The sequence below is a fragment of the Monashia sp. NPDC004114 genome, from assembly GCF_053603855.1.
In genome coordinates this window covers 1-18,083 of sequence record NZ_JBSGGK010000003.1, presented here as the reverse complement: position 1 = coordinate 18,083, position 18,083 = coordinate 1, and the positions used below count along the sequence as shown (strand labels likewise).

General features: G+C 70.0%; 12 protein-coding genes. 8 read left to right on the top strand and 4 right to left on the bottom strand.

The annotated features are described in order from the left end of the window. Nucleotides 1-16 precede the first annotated feature (16 nt). The 4 genes from ACWEOW_RS04925 (at nucleotide 17) to ACWEOW_RS04910 (ending at nucleotide 5,336) form a co-directional block, all read left to right on the top strand. A complete protein-coding gene (locus tag ACWEOW_RS04925) occupies nucleotides 17-1,414 on the top strand; it encodes an AAA family ATPase (protein WP_452268045.1) in 1,398 nt (465 codons plus the stop codon). 216 nt (nucleotides 1,415-1,630) lie between these two features. Beyond that, a complete protein-coding gene (pdhA, locus tag ACWEOW_RS04920; protein ID WP_452268044.1) occupies nucleotides 1,631-2,785 on the top strand; it encodes a pyruvate dehydrogenase (acetyl-transferring) E1 component subunit alpha in 1,155 nt (384 codons plus the stop codon). A 1-nt stretch (nucleotide 2,786) separates the two neighbouring features. Then, nucleotides 2,787-3,773 carry an alpha-ketoacid dehydrogenase subunit beta gene (locus ACWEOW_RS04915; RefSeq protein WP_452268043.1) on the top strand — a complete coding sequence of 329 codons (987 nt, stop codon included), beginning with the start codon at nucleotides 2,787-2,789 and terminating at the stop codon, nucleotides 3,771-3,773. A gap of 18 nt (nucleotides 3,774-3,791) precedes the next feature. After that, nucleotides 3,792-5,336, top strand: coding sequence for a dihydrolipoamide acetyltransferase family protein (locus tag ACWEOW_RS04910; protein WP_452268042.1), 1,545 nt, complete (start codon nucleotides 3,792-3,794; stop codon nucleotides 5,334-5,336). A gap of 201 nt (nucleotides 5,337-5,537) precedes the next feature. Here the strand turns inward: ACWEOW_RS04910 and ACWEOW_RS04905 are convergent, their stop codons facing one another. Then, a complete protein-coding gene (locus tag ACWEOW_RS04905; protein WP_452268041.1) occupies nucleotides 5,538-6,359 on the bottom strand; it encodes an oxidoreductase in 822 nt (273 codons plus the stop codon). A gap of 35 nt (nucleotides 6,360-6,394) precedes the next feature. After that, on the bottom strand, nucleotides 6,395-8,035 hold the full coding sequence (locus ACWEOW_RS04900) for an MDR family MFS transporter (RefSeq protein WP_452268040.1): 1,641 nt from the start codon (nucleotides 8,033-8,035) through the stop codon (nucleotides 6,395-6,397). Nucleotides 8,036-8,109: 74 nt separating this feature from the next. On the opposite strand from ACWEOW_RS04900, the gene ACWEOW_RS04895 reads away from it, so the two are divergent. Next, nucleotides 8,110-8,718, top strand: a complete 609-nt coding sequence (locus tag ACWEOW_RS04895; RefSeq protein ID WP_452268039.1) for a TetR family transcriptional regulator — start codon at nucleotides 8,110-8,112, stop codon at nucleotides 8,716-8,718. A 21-nt stretch (nucleotides 8,719-8,739) separates the two neighbouring features. Here ACWEOW_RS04895 and ACWEOW_RS04890 read toward each other — a convergent pair whose 3' ends face one another. Next, complete coding sequence (locus ACWEOW_RS04890; RefSeq protein ID WP_452268038.1) at nucleotides 8,740-9,096, bottom strand: helix-turn-helix transcriptional regulator; 357 nt, start codon at nucleotides 9,094-9,096, stop codon at nucleotides 8,740-8,742. A gap of 302 nt (nucleotides 9,097-9,398) precedes the next feature. On the opposite strand from ACWEOW_RS04890, the gene ACWEOW_RS04885 reads away from it, so the two are divergent. The 3 genes from ACWEOW_RS04885 (at nucleotide 9,399) to ACWEOW_RS04875 (ending at nucleotide 17,131) form a co-directional block, all read left to right on the top strand. After that, nucleotides 9,399-14,117 carry a multicopper oxidase domain-containing protein gene (locus ACWEOW_RS04885; RefSeq protein ID WP_452268037.1) on the top strand — a complete coding sequence of 1,573 codons (4,719 nt, stop codon included), beginning with the start codon at nucleotides 9,399-9,401 and terminating at the stop codon, nucleotides 14,115-14,117. Nucleotides 14,118-14,277: 160 nt separating this feature from the next. After that, the gene (locus tag ACWEOW_RS04880) at nucleotides 14,278-15,753 is read left to right on the top strand and encodes a hypothetical protein (RefSeq protein ID WP_452268036.1); all 1,476 of its coding nucleotides are present in this window, start codon (nucleotides 14,278-14,280) and stop codon (nucleotides 15,751-15,753) included. Between the two features lie 115 nt (nucleotides 15,754-15,868). Next, entirely contained in the window at nucleotides 15,869-17,131 is a 1,263-nt protein-coding gene (locus ACWEOW_RS04875) for an Nramp family divalent metal transporter (protein WP_452268035.1), read from the top strand. 24 nt (nucleotides 17,132-17,155) lie between these two features. Here ACWEOW_RS04875 and ACWEOW_RS04870 read toward each other — a convergent pair whose 3' ends face one another. Beyond that, complete coding sequence (locus tag ACWEOW_RS04870; RefSeq protein WP_452268034.1) at nucleotides 17,156-17,752, bottom strand: TetR/AcrR family transcriptional regulator; 597 nt, start codon at nucleotides 17,750-17,752, stop codon at nucleotides 17,156-17,158. Nucleotides 17,753-18,083 lie beyond the last annotated feature (331 nt).

Genomic DNA, 18,083 nt, shown 5'->3' with positions numbered 1-18,083 from the left:
GGCATACGGTCTCGCCATGCTGACCGCTGTTGCCGTCTCGGGCTACCGCTCGCTCCGTGACGTCGTCGTCCCGCTGCACGGTCTCGACGTCGTCACCGGCGCCAACGGCAGCGGGAAGTCGAGCCTCTACCGGGCGCTGCGGCTGCTCGCCGGATGCGGCCGGGGCGAGGTCATCGGCACGCTGGCCCGCGAGGGTGGTCTGCAGTCCGCGCTCTGGGCGGGTCCGGCCACGCTCGGCGGGGCCCGGCGCGGCCACGCTGTCCAGGGGACGATGCGCAAGGGACCGATCAGCCTCATGCTCGGGTTCGCCTCGGAGGACTTCGGCTATCTCATCGACCTCGGGCTCCCGCAGCAGGCGTCGGGAATGGACGGGGCCACCGCCTCCGCGTTCCTGCGCGACCCGGAGATCAAGCGTGAGGTGGTCTGGGCCGGCCCGGTCATGCGCCCCGGCTCGGTGCTGGTGCGCCGCCGTTGGGGCGTGGTCCAGACTCGTGCCACGCCGGGCTCGGACGACGGCTGGGGGTCCGACTGGGGCTCCGACGACGAGTGGGAGTCAGACCCGGCGGACCCTCCGTCGGGGCGCGCACGAGCGTCGGCCGGCGGCGCGGCGACGGCGCGGGGGAGCCGGAGCCGTGGCTGGGTCGAGCTCACCCGGTCGCTGCGCCCGTGGGAGAGCATGCTGACCGAGCTGGCCGACCCCGAGCGCGCACCCGAGCTGCTGCGGGTGCGGCGGATGATCCGGGGCTGGCGGTTCTACGACTCGTTCCGCGCCGACGCCGACGCGCCTGCTCGCCAGGCCCAGGTCGGCACTCGCACCCCGGTGCTCGCCGACGACGGCCGTGACCTCGCGGCCGCGTTGCAGACCATCCGTGAGAACGGCCGCACCCGCCTCGACACCGCTGTCGCCGATGCCTTCGACGGGGCGATCCTCGATGTCACGGTCACCGACGGTCGGTTCGACCTCGCCCTGCACCAGCCGGGCATGCTGCGGCCGCTGTCGAGCGCCGAGCTGTCCGACGGGACGCTGCGCTACCTGCTCCTGGTGGCCGCCCTGCTCACCGTGGATCCGCCGCCGCTGCTCGTGCTCAACGAGCCAGAGACGTCGCTGCACCCTGAGCTGCTCCCACCGCTCGCCCGGCTGATCCGCTCGGCTGCGGAACGCAGCCAGGTCATGGTCGTGTCGCACTCCTCGGCGCTTGTCCGCGAGCTCGGGGTCCTCGAGGGCGACGACACGGACGCCGACGACACAGACGCCGACGACACAGGCGCCGACGACGCGGACGGCGTCGAGGCGGACGTCGGGCTCGGGTCGGCCGCGCGCTCGATCCTGCTGGTCAAGGACCTCGGCGAGACCTTCGTCCAGGGGCAGGGTCTGCTGACCACGCCGCCATGGACCTGGGGCACCCGGCGCTGACCTCGGCGCGGCATCTGCCCAGGTCAGACGGGCTGTGTGTGCCGGGGTGCGGTCCGCATTGTGAGATTCGCAGGGGCCTCCGGTAAGTTCCGTGACGAGGACCCGCATGTGTCAGCCGTCACCTCGGCGGACGCGTGTGACACAGCCGTCGGGCGGGTGATCCCCGCGCGCGGCCCGAAACAATGCCGGACCCCACCCCCGGCGAAGGAGCGCCCAGTGAGCGACAAGGTTGTCGCCGAGCTGCACGAGCCGACCCCTGCGGTCGGCGACGGCGGCCCGGACATGATCCAGCTGCTGACCCCAGAAGGTCAGCGTGTGTCCCACCCCGACTACGACAAGTACGTCGCGGACCTGACCAAGGACGACCTGCGGAGCTTCTACCGCGACCTCGTCCTCATCCGCCGTCTCGACGCCGAGGGTTACGCGCTGCAACGTCAGGGCGAGCTGGGCCTCTGGCCGAGCCTGCTCGGGCAGGAGGCCGCCCAGGTCGGCTCGGGCCGCGCGCTGCGACCGCACGACTTCGTCTTCCCGACCTACCGCGAGCACGGCGTGGGCTTCGTGCGCGGCATGGACCCGCAGAGCTCGCTCCAGCTCTTCCGTGGTGTCAGCCAGGGCGGCTGGGACCCGAAGACGAACAACTTCCACCTCTACACGATCGTCATCGGCGCCCAGGCACTGCACGCGACGGGCTACGCGATGGGCGTGAAGATGGACGGCAACGTCGGCACCGGCGACCCCGACCGCGACACCGCGGTCATCTGCTACTTCGGTGACGGCGCCTCCTCGCAGGGCGATGTCAACGAGGCGTTCGTCTACTCGGCCAGCTTCGATGCTCCCGTCGTCTTCTTCTGCCAGAACAACCAGTGGGCGATCTCCGAGCCGGTGTCCAAGCAGACCCGCATCCCGCTCTACCAGCGGGCGAACGGCTTCGGCTTCAAGGGAGTTCGCGTCGACGGCAATGACATCCTCGCGACCTATGCCGTGACCAAGCACAGCCTCGACGAGGCGCGCAACGGCAACGGCCCCCTGCTCATCGAGGCGTACACCTACCGCATGGGTGCGCACACCACGGCGGACGACCCGACGAAGTACCGCATCTCGGCCGAGGTCGAGGAGTGGAAGTTCCGCGACCCGATCCTGCGGCTCAAGACCTACCTCGCGCACGAGGGCATGGCCGACGACGCGTTCTTCGCGAGCGTCGACCAGGAGGCCGACGTCTTCGCGGCGGAGCTGCGCGCCGGCTGCATCTCGATGGAGACCATGCCCGGCGAGACGATGTGGGACCACATCTACGCCGAGGACCACCCCGTGATGGAGGCCGAGCGCGCTGCGTTCATGGCCTACAAGGCGAGCTTCGAGGAGGCGAACTGACATGGCGCTCGAGAAGGTCACGCTCGGCAAGAGCATCAACAACGGCCTGCGTCGCGCCATGGAGCGCGACGACAAGGTGGTCCTCATCGGCGAGGACATCGGCAAGCTCGGCGGCGTCTTCCGCATCACCGAGGGCCTGCAGAAGGACTTCGGCGAGGACCGTGTCCTCGACTCGCCGCTCGCCGAGTCCGGCATCGTCGGCACGGCGGTCGGCATGGCGCTGCGTGGGTACCGTCCCGTCTGCGAGATCCAGTTCGACGGCTTCGTCTACCCGGCGTTCGACCAGATCGTCTGCCAGGTCGCCAAGATGCGCGCCCGCTCGCTCGGCGCGATCAAGCTCCCGATGGTGATCCGGATCCCGTTCGGCGGCGGCATCGGCAGCCCCGAGCACCACTCCGAGAGCCCGGAGGCCTACTTCGCCCACACCGCGGGCCTGCGCACGATCTCGTGCTCGAACCCCGAGGACGCCTACTGGATGATCCAGCAGGCCATCGAGTGCGACGACCCGGTCATGTTCTTCGAGCCGAAGCGCCGCTACCACGACCGCGCCGAGTACGACACCGACGCGGCTGCGGCACCGCGGGGCCTGTTCGAGGCGAACGTGCTTCGTGAGGGCACCGACGTGACGCTGCTCGGCTACGGGCCGGTCGTCAAGACCATGCTCGAGTCGGCCGCCGCTGCCGAGGCCGAGGGCACGAGCATCGATGTCATCGACCTGCGCTCCCTCTCGCCGCTGCCCATCGACACGGTCGTCCAGTCCGTCAAGAAGACGGGCCGCCTGGTCGTTGTCCACGAGGCGAGCAGCTTCCTCGGGATGGCCTCGGAGATCTCCGCCCAGGTCACGGAGCAGTGCTTCTACGACCTCGAGGCGCCCGTCGTGCGCGTCAACGGCGCGAACATCCCGTATCCCCCGAGCCGGATGGAGGAAGACTTCCTCCCCGACCTCGACCGCATCCTCGACGGCGTCGACCGCGCCCTGTCCTACTGACGAAAGGGGCGCAGGCACATGGCAATTCGCACCTTCAACCTGCCCGACCCTGGCGAGGGTCTCGTCGAGGCCGAGATCGTCGAGTGGCGAGTCGCCCCCGGCGACACCGTCAAGGTCAACGACATGGTCCTCGAGATCGAGACGGCCAAGTCGCTCGTCGAGCTGCCCATCCCGTGGGCCGGCACCGTCAAGGAGCTGCTCGTCGAGGTCGGCCAGACCGTCGACGTGGGGACGCCGATCATCAAGATCGACGACGGCCTCGGCGGCGACGAGGCTCCTGCGGCGCCGGCGGCCGATGCCGCCGCCGCGCCCGAGCAGGAGGCGATCCTGGTCGGCTACGGCGCCAAGGCAGGCGCGACCGCGCGTCGCCCGAGGCGCAGGGCCGAGGAGGCCGGGGCCGAACCCGTTGCCGCCGCGGCACCGGTGACCACCGTCGCGGCGCCGGACCTGTCCGCGCCGACCGAGACCGAGCAGGTGGCGCAGGCTGAGTCCGCGCCGGAGCAGACTGCCCCGATGGCGCACCACGCCATGGCACCTGCCACGACCGAGCAGCGCGGGGGCGGGCGGCCGCGAGCCAAGCCCCCGGTGCGCAAGCTCGCCAAGGACCTCGGCGTCGATCTCTGGTCCGTGCAGGGATCCGGCGCCGACGGCATCATCACCCGCGAGGACGTGCAGGTCCGCGCAGGAGGCGGGACCGACGGCACGGTAGCGGGCGTCACCGCCGCGGCGCCGGCCGTGACCGCGGAAGCCGGCCGGACGGCATTCCGGAGTGACCTGCCGTCGCCTCGCCAGCTCGGCGACGGCAGCTCCCCGGCTCCAGCTCCTGCTGCGGCGTTCGGGTCCGGACCGCGCGAGGAGCGCATACCGATCAAGGGCGTCCGCAAGGTGACGGCCCAGGCGATGGTGGGGTCGGCGTTCACCGCGCCGCACGTCACCGAGTGGGTCACCGTCGATGTGACCAAGACGGTGGAGCTCGTCGAGCAGCTGAAGGGCGACCGCGAGTTCCGTGACGTCAAGGTCACGCCGCTGCTGGTCCTCGCCAAGGCGCTCGTGCTCGCGATCAAGCGCAACCCCGGGATGAACGCGACCTGGGACGAGGCGGCCCAGGAGATCGTCCAGAAGAACTACGTCAACCTCGGCATCGCGGCTGCGACCCCCCGTGGGCTGATCGTCCCGAACATCAAGGACGCGCACGCCCTGTCGATGCTCGACCTCGCGCGTGCGATCGGCGAGCTGACGGCGACGGCCCGCGAGGGTCGGACGCAGCCGGCTGAGATGTCCGGCGGCACGATGACGATCACCAACGTCGGCGTCTTCGGCATCGACAGCGGGACCCCGATCATCAACCCGGGTGAGTCGGCGATCGTGTGCTTCGGTGCCATCCGCAAGCAGCCGTGGGTCGTCACTGACGCGGACGGCAACGACGAGATCGCGATCCGGCACGTCACGCAGCTCGCCGTCAGCTTCGACCACCGGCTCATCGACGGCGAGCTCGGCAGCAGGTTCCTGTCCGACCTCGCCTCGATCATGGCGGACCCGAGCCGAGGCCTCGTCTGGGGCTGACCCCGCCTCACCCCGCGCGGCCCCGCCCCGCCTCACCCCGCCCGGCCCCGCTCACACCGCAACACACCGAGCAGTCGCAAACTCTGACGGAAATAACCGCAGAAGTTCGCGACTGCTCGGTGTGTTGCTTTGGGCTGCGGCGTTCGTCGAGCGCGGGACGTCGGGGCGGCCCGGGCGGAGGTGGCGCGCGCCGCCAGTGCGTCAGTCCTTGTACATCTGGCGGACGACGAAGTCCATCGCGCGGTCGGGCAGCAGCTTGCGCGCCGTGACGATGGCTCGGGCCATTCGTCCGGCGGGGTAGCGCGCGGCCGGGTTCGTCGCCTCGAGCGCCTTGAGCACCTTCTCGGCCACGGCCTCGGGGCCCGAGCTCATCCGTGGCGTGTCGACGCGCTCGAACTGGGCCGCCATCTTGCGTGCCTTGTCCTCGTAGACCGTCCCGAGGGACTGCTCGACGAGGCTGTCGCGGGCGATCGCGTTCCACTCCGACAGGATCGGCCCGGGCTCGATGATGACGACGTCGATCCCGAAGGGCGCAAGCTCGAGCCGCAGGCTGTCGCTGAACCCTTCGACGGCGAACTTCGTCGCGTGGTACCACGCGCCGAGCGGCTCGTAGAACTTGCCGCCGATGCTGGAGATGTTGACGATCGTGCCGGACCGTTGGGTGCGCATGTGTGGCGTGACGAGCTGGGTCAGCCGGGCGAGCCCGAAGACGTTGACCTCGAACTGGCGACGGGCCTCGTCGATCGGCACCGTCTCGACCGCACCGTAGGACCCGTATCCGGCGTTGTTGACGAGGGCGTCGATGCGCCCCTCCTCCTCGATGACCCGGTCGACGCCGGCGACCATCGAGGCGTCGTCGGTGACGTCCATCGCGAACGTCTTGACCCCGCGGGACGCGAGGCCGGTCATCCGCTCGACCCTTCGCGCGACGGCATACACCGTCCACCCGGTGGCGACGAGATGGCTGGCGATGGACGCGCCGATGCCCGAGGACGCGCCGGTGACGAGAGCAACCTTTGTCATGTCGCCACCGTATGCCGCCTCGTTCGGGCCGTGCGTCAGCGCACGGAGACCAGCGCGGCGTCCGACCGCGACTCGGTGGCGGCCTGCTCTCGGACGGTCTCGTCGGGCGTGTTGACGCTGTCGCGCAGCGGCACCTCCTTGATGAAGAGCACCGCAAGCAGGGCCAGCGCGAACGGCACCAGACCCCAGACGAAGACCGAGTGGAGCGAGTCGGCCAGCCCCTGCTGGACGGCCGTGGCGATCTGCGGTGGCAGCTTCGACAGGGCCGACGGGTCGAGCACCGAGCCGGCGCTGACCTCCTGGCCGGAGGCGGCCATCTGGGCAGCGACCTGCTGCGGCAGGTGCCCGGCGATGTTCGCCGCGAGGCCGCTGGTCATGATCGTGCCGAAGACGGCCGTGCCCACGGTCGAGCCGACGTTGCGGAAGAACTGCGTCGAGGCCGTCGCGACTCCGAGGTCCTTGCGCTGCGACGAGTTCTGGATGATCAGCGTGAAGACCTGCAGCGCCATCCCGAGGCCGATGCCGAAGACGATCATCGCCAGGGTGAGCTCGGTCTGGCTCGAGCCGTAGTGCAGCTGCGTGAGCAGCCAGAACCCGACGCCCATGATGAGAACGCCCGCGACGGTCTGCAGCTTGTATCGGCCGGTCCGGGTGATGACGAGGCCGGACAGGATCGACAGGCCGATCATCGCGACCGACATCGGCATGAGGATGAGGCCGGAGTTGGTCGCCGACGCGCCGAGGACGCCCTGCGCGTAGACCGGCAGGTAGATCATCGCGCCGAACATCATGACCGAGACCATGAACGCCGCGAGGTTCGAGAGCGTGAACAGCGAGCTGCGGAAGAGGCGCAGCGGCAGGACCGGCTCGACCGCTCGCCGCTCGACGAGGATGAACGCGACGAGCGCGACGATGCCTGCGGCATACATGGTGACGACCTGCCACGAGCCCCACGCGAGCGTCGTGCCACCGAGCGAGGTCGGCACGAGGAGCAGGATCAGCGAGAGGGACAGCAGAGCGATGCCGGCGCGGTCGATGACCGTCTGGCGCGGCGTGTGCTCGAGGTGGAGGAACCGGCTGATGCCGAAGAAGGCGGCGATGCCGACCGGCAGCGAGATGAAGAAGAGCCAGCGCCAGCCGAAGTGGTCCGTGACGAAGCCGCCGACGAGCGGGCCGAGGATCGACGAGAGCCCGAAGACACCGCCCATGAGGCCCTGGTACTTGCCCCGCTGACGCGGCGGGATGATGTCGCCGATGATCGTCTGCGACAGCGGCATGAGCGTGCCCATGCCGACGCCCTGGATCGCGCGGGCTGCGATGAGCCACCAGAAGTTCTGTGCGAAGCCGGACAGGACGGAGCCGGCCATGAAGACGACGAGGCCGCCGAGGTAGAAGCTGCGCCGGCCGTAGAGGTCGCTCATCTTGCCGACGATCGGAACGGTGATGGCGCTGACGAGCATCGCCGCGGTCGCGAGCCACGAGTAGTGGTCCATCCCGCCGAGCTCGGCGACGATGCGCGGCATCGCGGGGCCGACGATCGTCTGGCTGATCGCCGCGACGAGCATGCCGAGCATGAGCGCGATGAAGATGTTGCGGGTCGCCCGGTCGAGGCCGGCGTAGACCGGCTTCCCGGTGTCGGGCCCGTCGGTCTGGACCCCTGCTGAAGTCTGTGGCATACCGATGAGAGTACGACAAAGATGCAGTCGCTGCAAAATTGCAGTCGATGCACGATCGATGGCACCATGGAGGCATGAGCACCGCCACACCGTCCGAGGAGTCGACGGGGCTGCGCGAGCGCAAGAAGCGCGAGACGCGCCGCGCCATCAACCTGGCCGCCCTCGACCTCGTGGAGGAGAAGGGATTCTCGGCCGTCACGACCGAGGAGATCGCCTCGCGCGCGGGCGTGAGCCCGCGCACCTTCTTCAACTACTTCCCCTCAAAGGAGGCAGCCGTCATCGGCACCACGGCCGAGCAGCTCGAGGCGTATGCCGCCGCGCTGGAGACGCCGGTCGCGGGCGAGACCCCGGTCGCCACCCTGCGCCGGATCCTGGCCGCCATGCTCGCGCCGGAGTCGTTCGACCGCGAGCTACGGGCCAAGCGACGCCGAGTCCTGCTCGGTGAGCCCTCCCTCGCCCCTGCCCTCGTCGGCAACAACATCCGCATCGAGAACGCCCTCACGGCGGCGCTGGAGCGGCGCCTCGGGCTCAGGCCGGGGGCCTCTCTCGAGCCGCGGCTCACCGTTGCCGTCGCGATCGCCGCGGTGCGCGCGTGCATCGAGCACCAGCAGGCCGGCGGCTCGGGCCGGCTCGAGTCCAACATCGACAAGGCCTTCGACCTCGTCCGCGCCGGGCTGAGCTGACCGGCCCTCGTCGGACCCGGCTCAGATGCGGAGCTGGCTGACGGGGCTCTCGCCGGCGCCGTCGAACATCCAGGCCGCCTCCAGGTCTGACGTCTCCTGCGACGACATGACCAGGTCGACGAACTCGCCCACCGTCACGCCGGACTCGACCGGGTGGCGGAACCGGGTGCCGCGGAGCACCACATAGCGGTTCCGCCGGCCCTGCCGGTACCGCTGGATCACCTGCCCCGCCTCGAGGTCGGCCACGATCTGCTGCACGCAGCGCTCGGTGATGCCGACCCGTGCCGCGACGTCCTTGAGCAGCATGCCGGGGTCCTCGGCAAGACAGATGAGCACGTGGCCGTGGTTCGAGACGAAGGTCCATCCGTCTCTCTTCACGCTTCCAGCCTAATGCTGCGGCGATGCCTTAGAGGCATGATCTCCGACACACGAGAACATGACTCGCAATTCAGTCATGACGGGCCAACCGGTCAGGCTCGAATTGGCCCCGGACGACAATTGAGAATCCGCGGAACAGTTCCGGCGCTTTGACGTAGGCGAATCGCGAATCCCTTTTCGCGCAACAGGTTTCGTGTGATGAATCTTTCAGCAAGCATGGTGGATGCTCAATTTCCGTGCCTAGCATCGATGAATCGTCGGAATAGACGAGAGCAATTTCACACAGAGGCAGGGAAGCCACAATGTCACGCTCGATCGATCGCAAATGGCTGGTGACGCTCACCGCCGGCGCCGCGATGGTGATGGCACTGTCCGGGCAGGTCGCGGTGGTACCCGCGGGACCCGCCGCCGCGGCACCGCCCACCAGCGCCACCGACGCGGCCAAGGTGCCGCACTACTTCGGGCCTTGGCCCAACTGGGCCAACAGCCCGCTCACCCTCCCGACCGCCGCCGTGACGATCTCGGACGGTGGGGCCGGAACGGGTGCCACCGCCGCCGCCCAGGTCGACCCCGCGACCGGTGGCATCAGCAGCATCGACGTCAGGGCTCCAGGGCACGACTACACGTCGCCGACCGTGACCATCAGTGCACCCAGCCAGTCCGGCGGCGTGCAGGCCGTGGCCACCGCGACGGTCAAGCAGAGTGGAGCCGTCGTCGCGCTCTCCCTCACAGCGGCGGGTGCGGGCTACTCGGGACTCCAGGCCACCGTCACCGGCGACGGCACCGGCGCGACGGCCCTGGCCTCGGGCGGCGTCGACGCGGTGGCCGTCAGCGACGGCGGCGCCGGGTACACCATGCCGACGGTCCTGTTCGACCTGCCCGACGACCCGAACGGCACGCGGGCCACTGGCCACGTCGAGCCCGCTGATCTCGTCGGTGGCGTGGTGCAGAAGGTGACCGTCGACGACCCCGGCACCGGCTACACCGCCGCCCCCGGCCTCCGCATCCTCGACGGCACGCTGTCGGACCCGATCACCCGCTCGACGCCGGCCTCCGCGACGAGCACCCTCAAGCTCGTCGGGCTGTCGGTCGCCAGCGCTGGCACCGGGTACACCTCGGCGGCGGTGTCGGTCACCGACCCTACCGGGGCCGGTAACGGCGCGGCCGGAACCGCGACGACCGACGTCGGCTCCATCGAGTCGGTCACCGTGACCGAACCGGGGAGCGGCTACCTCACGGCCGGGATGAAGAAGTTCCAGGACGCCCTTCCGGTCACCTGCAACCCCGGCGCCACCGGCGCGGGCTGCCCGAACGTGCCTCAGGCCGCGGGAGTCGACGCGACGACCGGCCCCGGGGCCAAGTTCATCCCGCTCGCGGTGCCCGAGAAGAAGTCATACAACGGCAAGGAGGCCGACGAGTACGTGATCGGCCTCGTGCAGTACCGGACGAAGTTCTCCTCCGACCTGCCCGCCACCCTGGTCCGCGGTTACGTCCAGCTCTCGACGACAGCGGTGCCCGGCCAGCAGGTCGCCCTCTTCAACGAGCTCCAGAACGGCGACAAGCAGCAGATCTCCGGGTACACCGGCGTCACCGCGCCCCAGTGGCTCGGCCCGATCATCGCGGCCACCAAGGACCGCCCGGTGCGGATCGTCTTCCGCAACCTGCTGCCCACGGGAGCCGACGGCGACCTGTTCCTGCCCACCGACTCGACGATGATGGGCTCGGGCATGGGGCCGATGACCATGGCCGCGCCGACCGACGGGGGCACTGTCACCGACGGCGTGCGCAACCCGGAGTGCACGCAGGAGCCGAAGGGCGCCGGGTGCTTCAAGGACAACCGGGCGACGCTTCACCTGCATGGCGGCGCGACCCCGTGGATCAGCGACGGCACGCCGCACCAGTGGATCACCCCAGCGGGTGAGAGCACGAGCTGGCCCCAGGGCGTCAGCGTGCAGAACGTGCCCGACATGCTGTCCGACCCGGCGAACCCGGCGTCGGCCGCCCTCTGCGACCCCGCCGACGACGGCTGCTCGACGTTCTACTACACGAACCAGCAGAGCGCGCGGCTGATGTTCTACCACGACCACTCGTGGGGTATCACGCGCCTCAACGTCTACGCGGGTGAGGCCGCCGGCTACACGATCACCGACAACACCGAGAAGGCGCTCGTCAACGCCGGGCTCATCCCGTCCGCCGAGGACACCCTGCCGCTCATCGTCCAGGACCGGACATTCGTGCCCGGGCCCGAGCAGCTGAAGGACAGTGCGTCCACGGACGCCCGCGGCAACCCCGTGACCTACGGCCAGGACCCGACGTGGGACGAGACGCGTTGGGGCACCAAGGGCAGCTTCTGGTACCACCACGTGTACATGCCCGCGCAGAATCCCGGCGACCCGTCGGGCATGAGCGGCTACGGCCGCTGGATGTACGGGCCGTGGTTCTGGCCGCCGGCCGCGGGCACCACGTACGGCCCCATCGCGAACCCGTACTACGACCCGAGCTGCAACCTCGACGACCCGTCGACCTGGCAGTACGACACCGACCCCTTCTGTGAGCCGGAGCAGATCCCCGGCACGCCGAACATCTCGGCCGGGATGGAACAGTTCAACGACACGCCGATCGTCAACGGCGTCGCCTACCCGACCGTCACGCTCCAGCCGAAGTCCTACCGGATGCGCCTGCTCAACGCCGCCAACGACCGCTTCTTCAACTTCCAGTGGTACACGGCGGACCCGGATCCAGCCAACGGCAACGGGCAGAGCGAGGTCAGGCTCAACCCGACCGAGCTCGCCGCCGCCCAGCTCGACCCGGTCGTCTCGCCGACCCCGGCGGACGCCAACAACGACGCGGCCGGACCCGACTGGGTCCAGATCGCGAGCGAGGGCGGCTTCCTGCCGGCTCCGGCCGTCATCGACGGGCAGCAGCCGACGACCTGGATCACCGACCCGACCCGTTTCGACGTCGGCAACGTGGACAAGCACTCGCTGCTGCTGGCCCCGGCAGAGCGCGCGGACGTCGTCGTCGACTTCTCGAAGTTCGCGGGGAAGACGCTGATCCTGTACAACGACGCGCCCGCCGCCTTCCCGGCTCGCGTGCCGTCGTACGACTACTACACCGGAGGCCCGGACCTCAGCCCGACCGGGGCGCCGACGGTCCTGCCGGGCTACGGCCCGAACACCCGCACCGTCATGCAGGTCAAGATCGCCGCAGCGACACCGGCGAAGGCCTTCAACGTGACCGCTCTCGCCAACGCCTTCAAGCACCAGGCGAACGGGTCAGGCGTGTTCGAGTCCGGCCAGCACCCTGTCATCGTCGGCCAGGCGGCATACAACTCGGCATACGGCACGAGCTTCGCGTCGAGCAGCAACTGCAACGTCGGGACCGCCACGGTGACCCGGTGTGACGGCCTGGTGCGAGTCAACGACACGACGAGCTTCGGCTTCAACACGCTGGCTGCTCCCAACGCCAAGATGTCGATGCAGTTGCAGCCCAAGGCAATTCACGACGAGATGAACTCCTCGACCTTCGACGAGTTCGGCCGGATGCAGGCCAACCTCGGCGTCGAGGCGCAACCTCCGTCGCCGGGCGCGCAGAACGTCACGCTCTACCCCTACGTCAACCCGCCGACTGAGCTCATCGACGGCACCAAGCTGCCGCCGGCCGATGTCAAGGTCTCCCCGATCACGGACGCCAAGGACGGGACTCAGATCTGGCGGTTCACCCACAACGGCGTGGACACGCACCCGATCCACTTCCACCTCTACGACGTCCAGGTCCTCAACCGGGTGACGTGGGACAACATCGTCATCCCTCCCGACGCCAACGAGCTGGGCTGGAAGGACACTGTCCGGATGAGCCCGCTCGAGGACACCATCGTCGCGCTGCGTCCCGTGATCCCGCAGGTGCCCTTCGAGGTGCCGAACGCGGTGCGGCCGCTCAACCCGATGATGCCGGCGGGCTCGACGGTCGGCTTCAACAACGTCGACCCCCAGGGCAACCCCGTCGGTGACGTGGTCAACGCGCTCGTCAACTTCGGCTGGGAGTACGTGTTCCACTGCCACATCCTCAGCCACGAGGAGATGGACATGATGCGGCCCGAGGCCGTCGCGCTGCCGCCGAGGACGGTCACGTGGCCGGCGAACGGTGCAGCGGTGGTCACCGGCACCGGGAACAACCGGAAGATCACCCTGACGTGGAACGACAACTCGATCACGGAGACGTCCTTCGTCGTGCAGCGCACGACCGACGGGACGACCTGGTCCGACGTCGGCAGCGTGCAGTCGCCCCTGGCGGCCCCGAACGTCCATCAGCAGCGGACGCTCACGGACCAGTCGTCGAATGCCACGACGCCGTACCTCTACCGGGTCGTCGCGCAGAACACCGTCGGCTACGGGTCGGGCTTCCCGACCATGACGGCGAGCTCGACGTCGGCCACCCTCGGTGTGAACCAGCCGGTGGCCCCGACGAACCTCACCGCCACCGTGCAGGCGGGCCCACAGGTCTCGCTGACGTGGCGCGACAACGCGACGAACGAGTCCGGATTCGTCGTGGAACGCTCGGTCAACGGTGGCGGCTTCACCCAGCTGGCCACACCGCCCGCTCGCACCAACACGGGCAACGTGACGATCGTCGACAACACGGTGGCCCTGGGCAGCACGTACGCGTACCGGGTGAGCGCGGTCAACGTCGCCGGGCGCTCTGCGGCCAGCAACACCGCGACCGTGGGCGTCCTGCTCCCGGGCCAGCCGACCATCACGAGCGGCTCGGCTGTTCGGGCCGGTAGCAACGAGCGGGTGACCGTCAGCTGGGGTGACGTCGCCAACGAGACGGGCTACGTCGTGCAGTGGAGCACGTCCAGCACGTTCGCGACCGTCGCGGGTCAGTCGGCGACCCTGGCCGCCAACACGACGACGTACACGACGGGCAACATCGCGAGGCAGCCGTGGTTCTTCCGAGTGCGCGCGGTGAACGCCGTGGGCTCGGTCGACTCGGCACCCTTCGCGGTGGCAGCGGCTCCCTGAGCCTGAGGCGCGACGACTGCGGTCCCACCGGTCACGGTCAGGCCGGTGGGACCGTCTGTCGAACCGAGGTGGCCACTCGACACCCCCACACGGTCGAGTGGCCCCTTCCGTACGCCCCCAAGCCGCACCGAAGTGACCACCCGACGGGCAGGATGACCCCATGAGCGACGCCCAGTCACAGCGCGGAGTGGTCTTCCCCCTCGACCCTGTGGCGGGCCGGCGCAGCACGACCGCGACGGGCCGGGCCGTCGTGGCCGACGCGCTGCGTGCCACCGACCCGGTCGGTGCGGCCTCGGCCGAGCGCGAGACGAACTGGCGGCAGGGCTACCTCCCGCACTTCCGCCGCCTCGTCGAGGCCGGCCTCACGAGCGACGAGGCTGCCATGACGGTCGCGCGGGACGGGCTCGCCTCGCTCCACGAGCGGATGCGCTGGGCCGGTCCTGACGGTGACCAGCCGCTGGGGTCTGCCTTCGCCCAGCCGGCCGACGGAGCCGACCCGCTCGGGTCAGAGACGATCCGTGGCGAGGGCACCCCGGACCGGACGCTGTCCGTGCCGTATGCCGGCGAGCGCGTCTCCGGGGACGCGCTCCGTCGGCGCCTGGCACAGTGGGTCGACGCGGGCACGGTCGAGCCGACGTGTGCCGAGGCGGTCGAGCGGGTCATCGACAATCCCGACTGGCTGGACCTGTCGGACCGCACCGTCGTCGTCCTCGGCGCAGCGGCGGAGATGGGCCCGCTTCGGTCGCTGCTTCGCTGGGGCGCCGACGTCGCGGCCGTCGACCTCCCGCGGAAAGACTTGTGGGACAGGCTGATCGGTGGCACGCGGCACCTTGCCGGGTCGATCACCGTGCCGGTCCGCGCGGGTGAAGGGACGACGGCCGCCCGTGCCGGGGGAGACCTCGTCCACGACCTCGAGGCCGTCGCCCGATGGGTGGCAGAGATCGAGGGCCCGATCGCGATCGGCAACTACGTCTACGCCGACGGCGAGACCAACGTCCGTGTGTCCATGGCCGTTGACGCGCTCACCCAGCACGTCGTCGAGAGCAAGGGCCGCGAGGACGTGGCTCTGGCATTCTTGGCGACCCCCACCGACGTGTTCGCTGTGCCTGGTGCCGCCGTCGAGCGGTCCGTGCGCAGCTACGGCGAGCGACGCACCTCGAAGGTGCTCCGGGTGCCGCTGCGCACCGTGAGCGGCGGTCGGCTCCTGCGGCGCAACTACGTGCCGGGCCAGGACCCAGGCATCAACGACAGCGTCGTCCTACAGCAGGGACCCAACTACCTGCTCGCCAAGCGGCTCCAGCGATGGCGGGCGACGGCATACCGCGCCGAGGGGGGCCTCGTCTCGCTCAAGGTGGCGCCGCCCACGCGCACCCGCTCGGTCGTGAAGAACCGGGCGCTGGCGGCCGCGTACGCCGGTGCCCACCGCTTCGGGATCGAGGTCTTCGAGCCCGGCACCGCGAACACGCTCATGGCCGCGCTGCTCGTCCACGACCTGCGCACCGGCTCGCCCAGCCAGCCACACCCGTGGCAGGACGAGGCGTATGCCGCCGCGCACGGTGGACTGTGGACGGCGGCATACGACCCGCGGAGCGCACTCGGCATCGCCGCGCTGCTCGGGTTCGCCGCTGCGCGCTGACCACAGCGCGCCAGGTCCTCCCGCACGGCCGCGGTCGGCCCGACGAGTGAGGGACTTGTCTCTATCCGAGACAGGCGGTTGGACTGGCAGGGGTCGAGGCATGATGCTGTCTCCCATGGAAGAGCGAGTCGCCGAGCGACGCCCCCGACTGGTCGACAACCGGTCGCCGGAGCACGGGCTCGGCGGGACCTTCAGCGCACCGCGCACACTCGTGCCGGCGCTGCTCGCAGCCATCGCGTATGTCGACCCCGGCAACTTCGGGGTCAACATCACCTCCGGTGCCGAGCACGGCTACTCCCTGATCTGGGTGGTCGTCTTCGCGAGCTGCTCGGCCATGGTGATCCAGTACCTCGCGGCCAAGCTCGGCATGGTCACCGGGATGAGCCTGGCCGAGCACAGCGCCCTGCGGTTTCCCGGCGTCGGGCGCGTGCTGCTCTGGGCGCAGGCCGAGATCGTCGTCATCATGACCGACCTCGCCGAGATCGTCGGCGGCGCGATCGCGCTCTACCTGCTGTTCGGGCTGCCGCTGATGTGGGGCGCTCTCGTCGTGACCGGCTTCAGCCTCGTCGTGCTCTACCTCAAGGTCCACGGGCGGAGCCACTTCGAGTCGGTCGTGCTGGTCCTGCTCGCCGTCATCATCGTGTCCCTGGTGTGGCAGGTGTGGATCGCCGACGTCGACCGGGCTGCCCTGCTGCGCTCGATCGTCCCCGGCCCGCTCGACTCCTCGGCGGCGCTGCTCGCGGTCGGCATCGTCGGTGCGACCGTCATGCCGCACGCGCTGCACTTCCACTCGGCCGCCTCACGGGCGCGCGACGACGGCACCGTCGAGCCGTCGCAGGACGAACGCCTGCGCCTCGGACGGCATACGGTCCGGTCGGTCGTCATCGCCATGAGCGTGGCCGGCGTGGCCAACGTGAGCCTCGTGGTGTTCTCGGCGGCGCTGCCGACCGAGGCCGGGGCGAGCATCGAGTCGGCGTATGCCGCTCTCAGCGCCAGTGCGGGACAGATCGCGGCGACGATGCTGGCCGTCGCGCTGCTCGCCTCCGGGCTGGCGGCGACCCTCGTCGGGGTGCAGACCGGCGATGTCGTCATGACCGGTTTCGGGCGCAAGCCGATCCCGGCGCTGCTGCGGCGCATGCTCGCGGTGATCCCGGCCCTGGTCATCCTCGGCCTCGGGGTCGAGCCGACCAGCGCTCTGGTCTGGAGCCAGGTCGTCCTGTCGTTCGCCCTGCCGGGGACGCTCATCCCGCTGCTGCTGTTCACGCACGACCGCCGCCTCATGGGCCGCCTCGCGAACCACCGGCTGACCACTGTCACGGCAGGCCTGATCACGGCCGTCATCGTGGGCCTCTGCGGCTACCTCGTCGTCGCCGGCTGACGTTCGGGTGGAGCCGGCAGGGGGTCAGGCGCCTTCGAGGTAGCGCTGCAGCGTCGGACCGACGTGCTCGACGAGCTCGTCCACCGACATGCTCGCGAGCGGCTCGATCCGCAGGACGTGCCGGCCCATCGCCACACCGACGATCTGGGTGGCCGCGAGCGCGGCCCGGCGTCGTGCGTCGGGAGCATCGAGATGCCGTGCGTAGCCCTCGATGATGACGTTCTCGATGAAGTCGCGAACGACGTCGTGTGCCGGCCCCTCGGTCATCGCTGAGCGCATCAGCCCGAGCATCGCGGGGCCGGTCGCCTCGTCGTCGACGAGCGTGGCCATGGTGCGGGCGATGCGCTCTCCGATGCCGTCGAGTCCCTGCGCGAAGATCTCGTCGAGCTTGGCCCGGGGGTCGACCGGCAGCTCCAGCGTCGCCGCGAACAGGCCGTCCTTGTTGCCGAAGTAGTACGGCACGAGCGCGACGTCGACCCCCGCAGCCTCCGCGACCGCTCGCATCGTCGTGCCCCTGAACCCGCGGGCCGCGAAGAGCGTGCGCGCCGCCGTGAGGATGTCGCCACGCACGTCGGTGCGGTCGGCTCGAGGCCCGGGTCGACGGGCGGCAGAGGAGGACATGCGGTCCATGGTAGCCCAGATTGAACACCTGTTGAAAATCTTGGCCGCGCGGCCTACAGTTGGTTCTCAACGTTCGTTGAAAGGAGCCTCACATGGCCGCCAGCACCACTCCGACCCAGCCCGGCGCCTCGCCGGCCCACCCCGGCGCCGGGTCAGCCCAGCCGGGCGCCGGGTCAGCCCAGCCGGGCGCCCCCGCCGGCCCGACTGGACCGGATGCGGTGGCCACAGCCCCGCAGGTGAATCGCCCCGGGTTCAGTGGAGAGTCAGGTGTGCTTCCTCGGCGGGTGCCGGGGCAGCGGTGTTGGCAGCGTAGTAGTTGGTCTCGTGCTCG

Coding starts and splice junctions, on each gene's coding strand:
- ACWEOW_RS04925 (WP_452268045.1), top strand. CDS start 17: ATGCTGACCGCTGTTGCCGTCTCGGGCTACCGCTCGCTCCGTGACGTC.
- ACWEOW_RS04915 (WP_452268043.1), top strand. CDS start 2,787: ATGGCGCTCGAGAAGGTCACGCTCGGCAAGAGCATCAACAACGGCCTG.
- ACWEOW_RS04910 (WP_452268042.1), top strand. CDS start 3,792: ATGGCAATTCGCACCTTCAACCTGCCCGACCCTGGCGAGGGTCTCGTC.
- ACWEOW_RS04905 (WP_452268041.1), bottom strand. CDS start 6,359: ATGACAAAGGTTGCTCTCGTCACCGGCGCGTCCTCGGGCATCGGCGCG.
- ACWEOW_RS04900 (WP_452268040.1), bottom strand. CDS start 8,035: ATGCCACAGACTTCAGCAGGGGTCCAGACCGACGGGCCCGACACCGGG.
- ACWEOW_RS04895 (WP_452268039.1), top strand. CDS start 8,110: ATGAGCACCGCCACACCGTCCGAGGAGTCGACGGGGCTGCGCGAGCGC.
- ACWEOW_RS04885 (WP_452268037.1), top strand. CDS start 9,399: ATGTCACGCTCGATCGATCGCAAATGGCTGGTGACGCTCACCGCCGGC.
- ACWEOW_RS04880 (WP_452268036.1), top strand. CDS start 14,278: ATGAGCGACGCCCAGTCACAGCGCGGAGTGGTCTTCCCCCTCGACCCT.
- ACWEOW_RS04875 (WP_452268035.1), top strand. CDS start 15,869: ATGGAAGAGCGAGTCGCCGAGCGACGCCCCCGACTGGTCGACAACCGG.
- ACWEOW_RS04870 (WP_452268034.1), bottom strand. CDS start 17,752: ATGTCCTCCTCTGCCGCCCGTCGACCCGGGCCTCGAGCCGACCGCACC.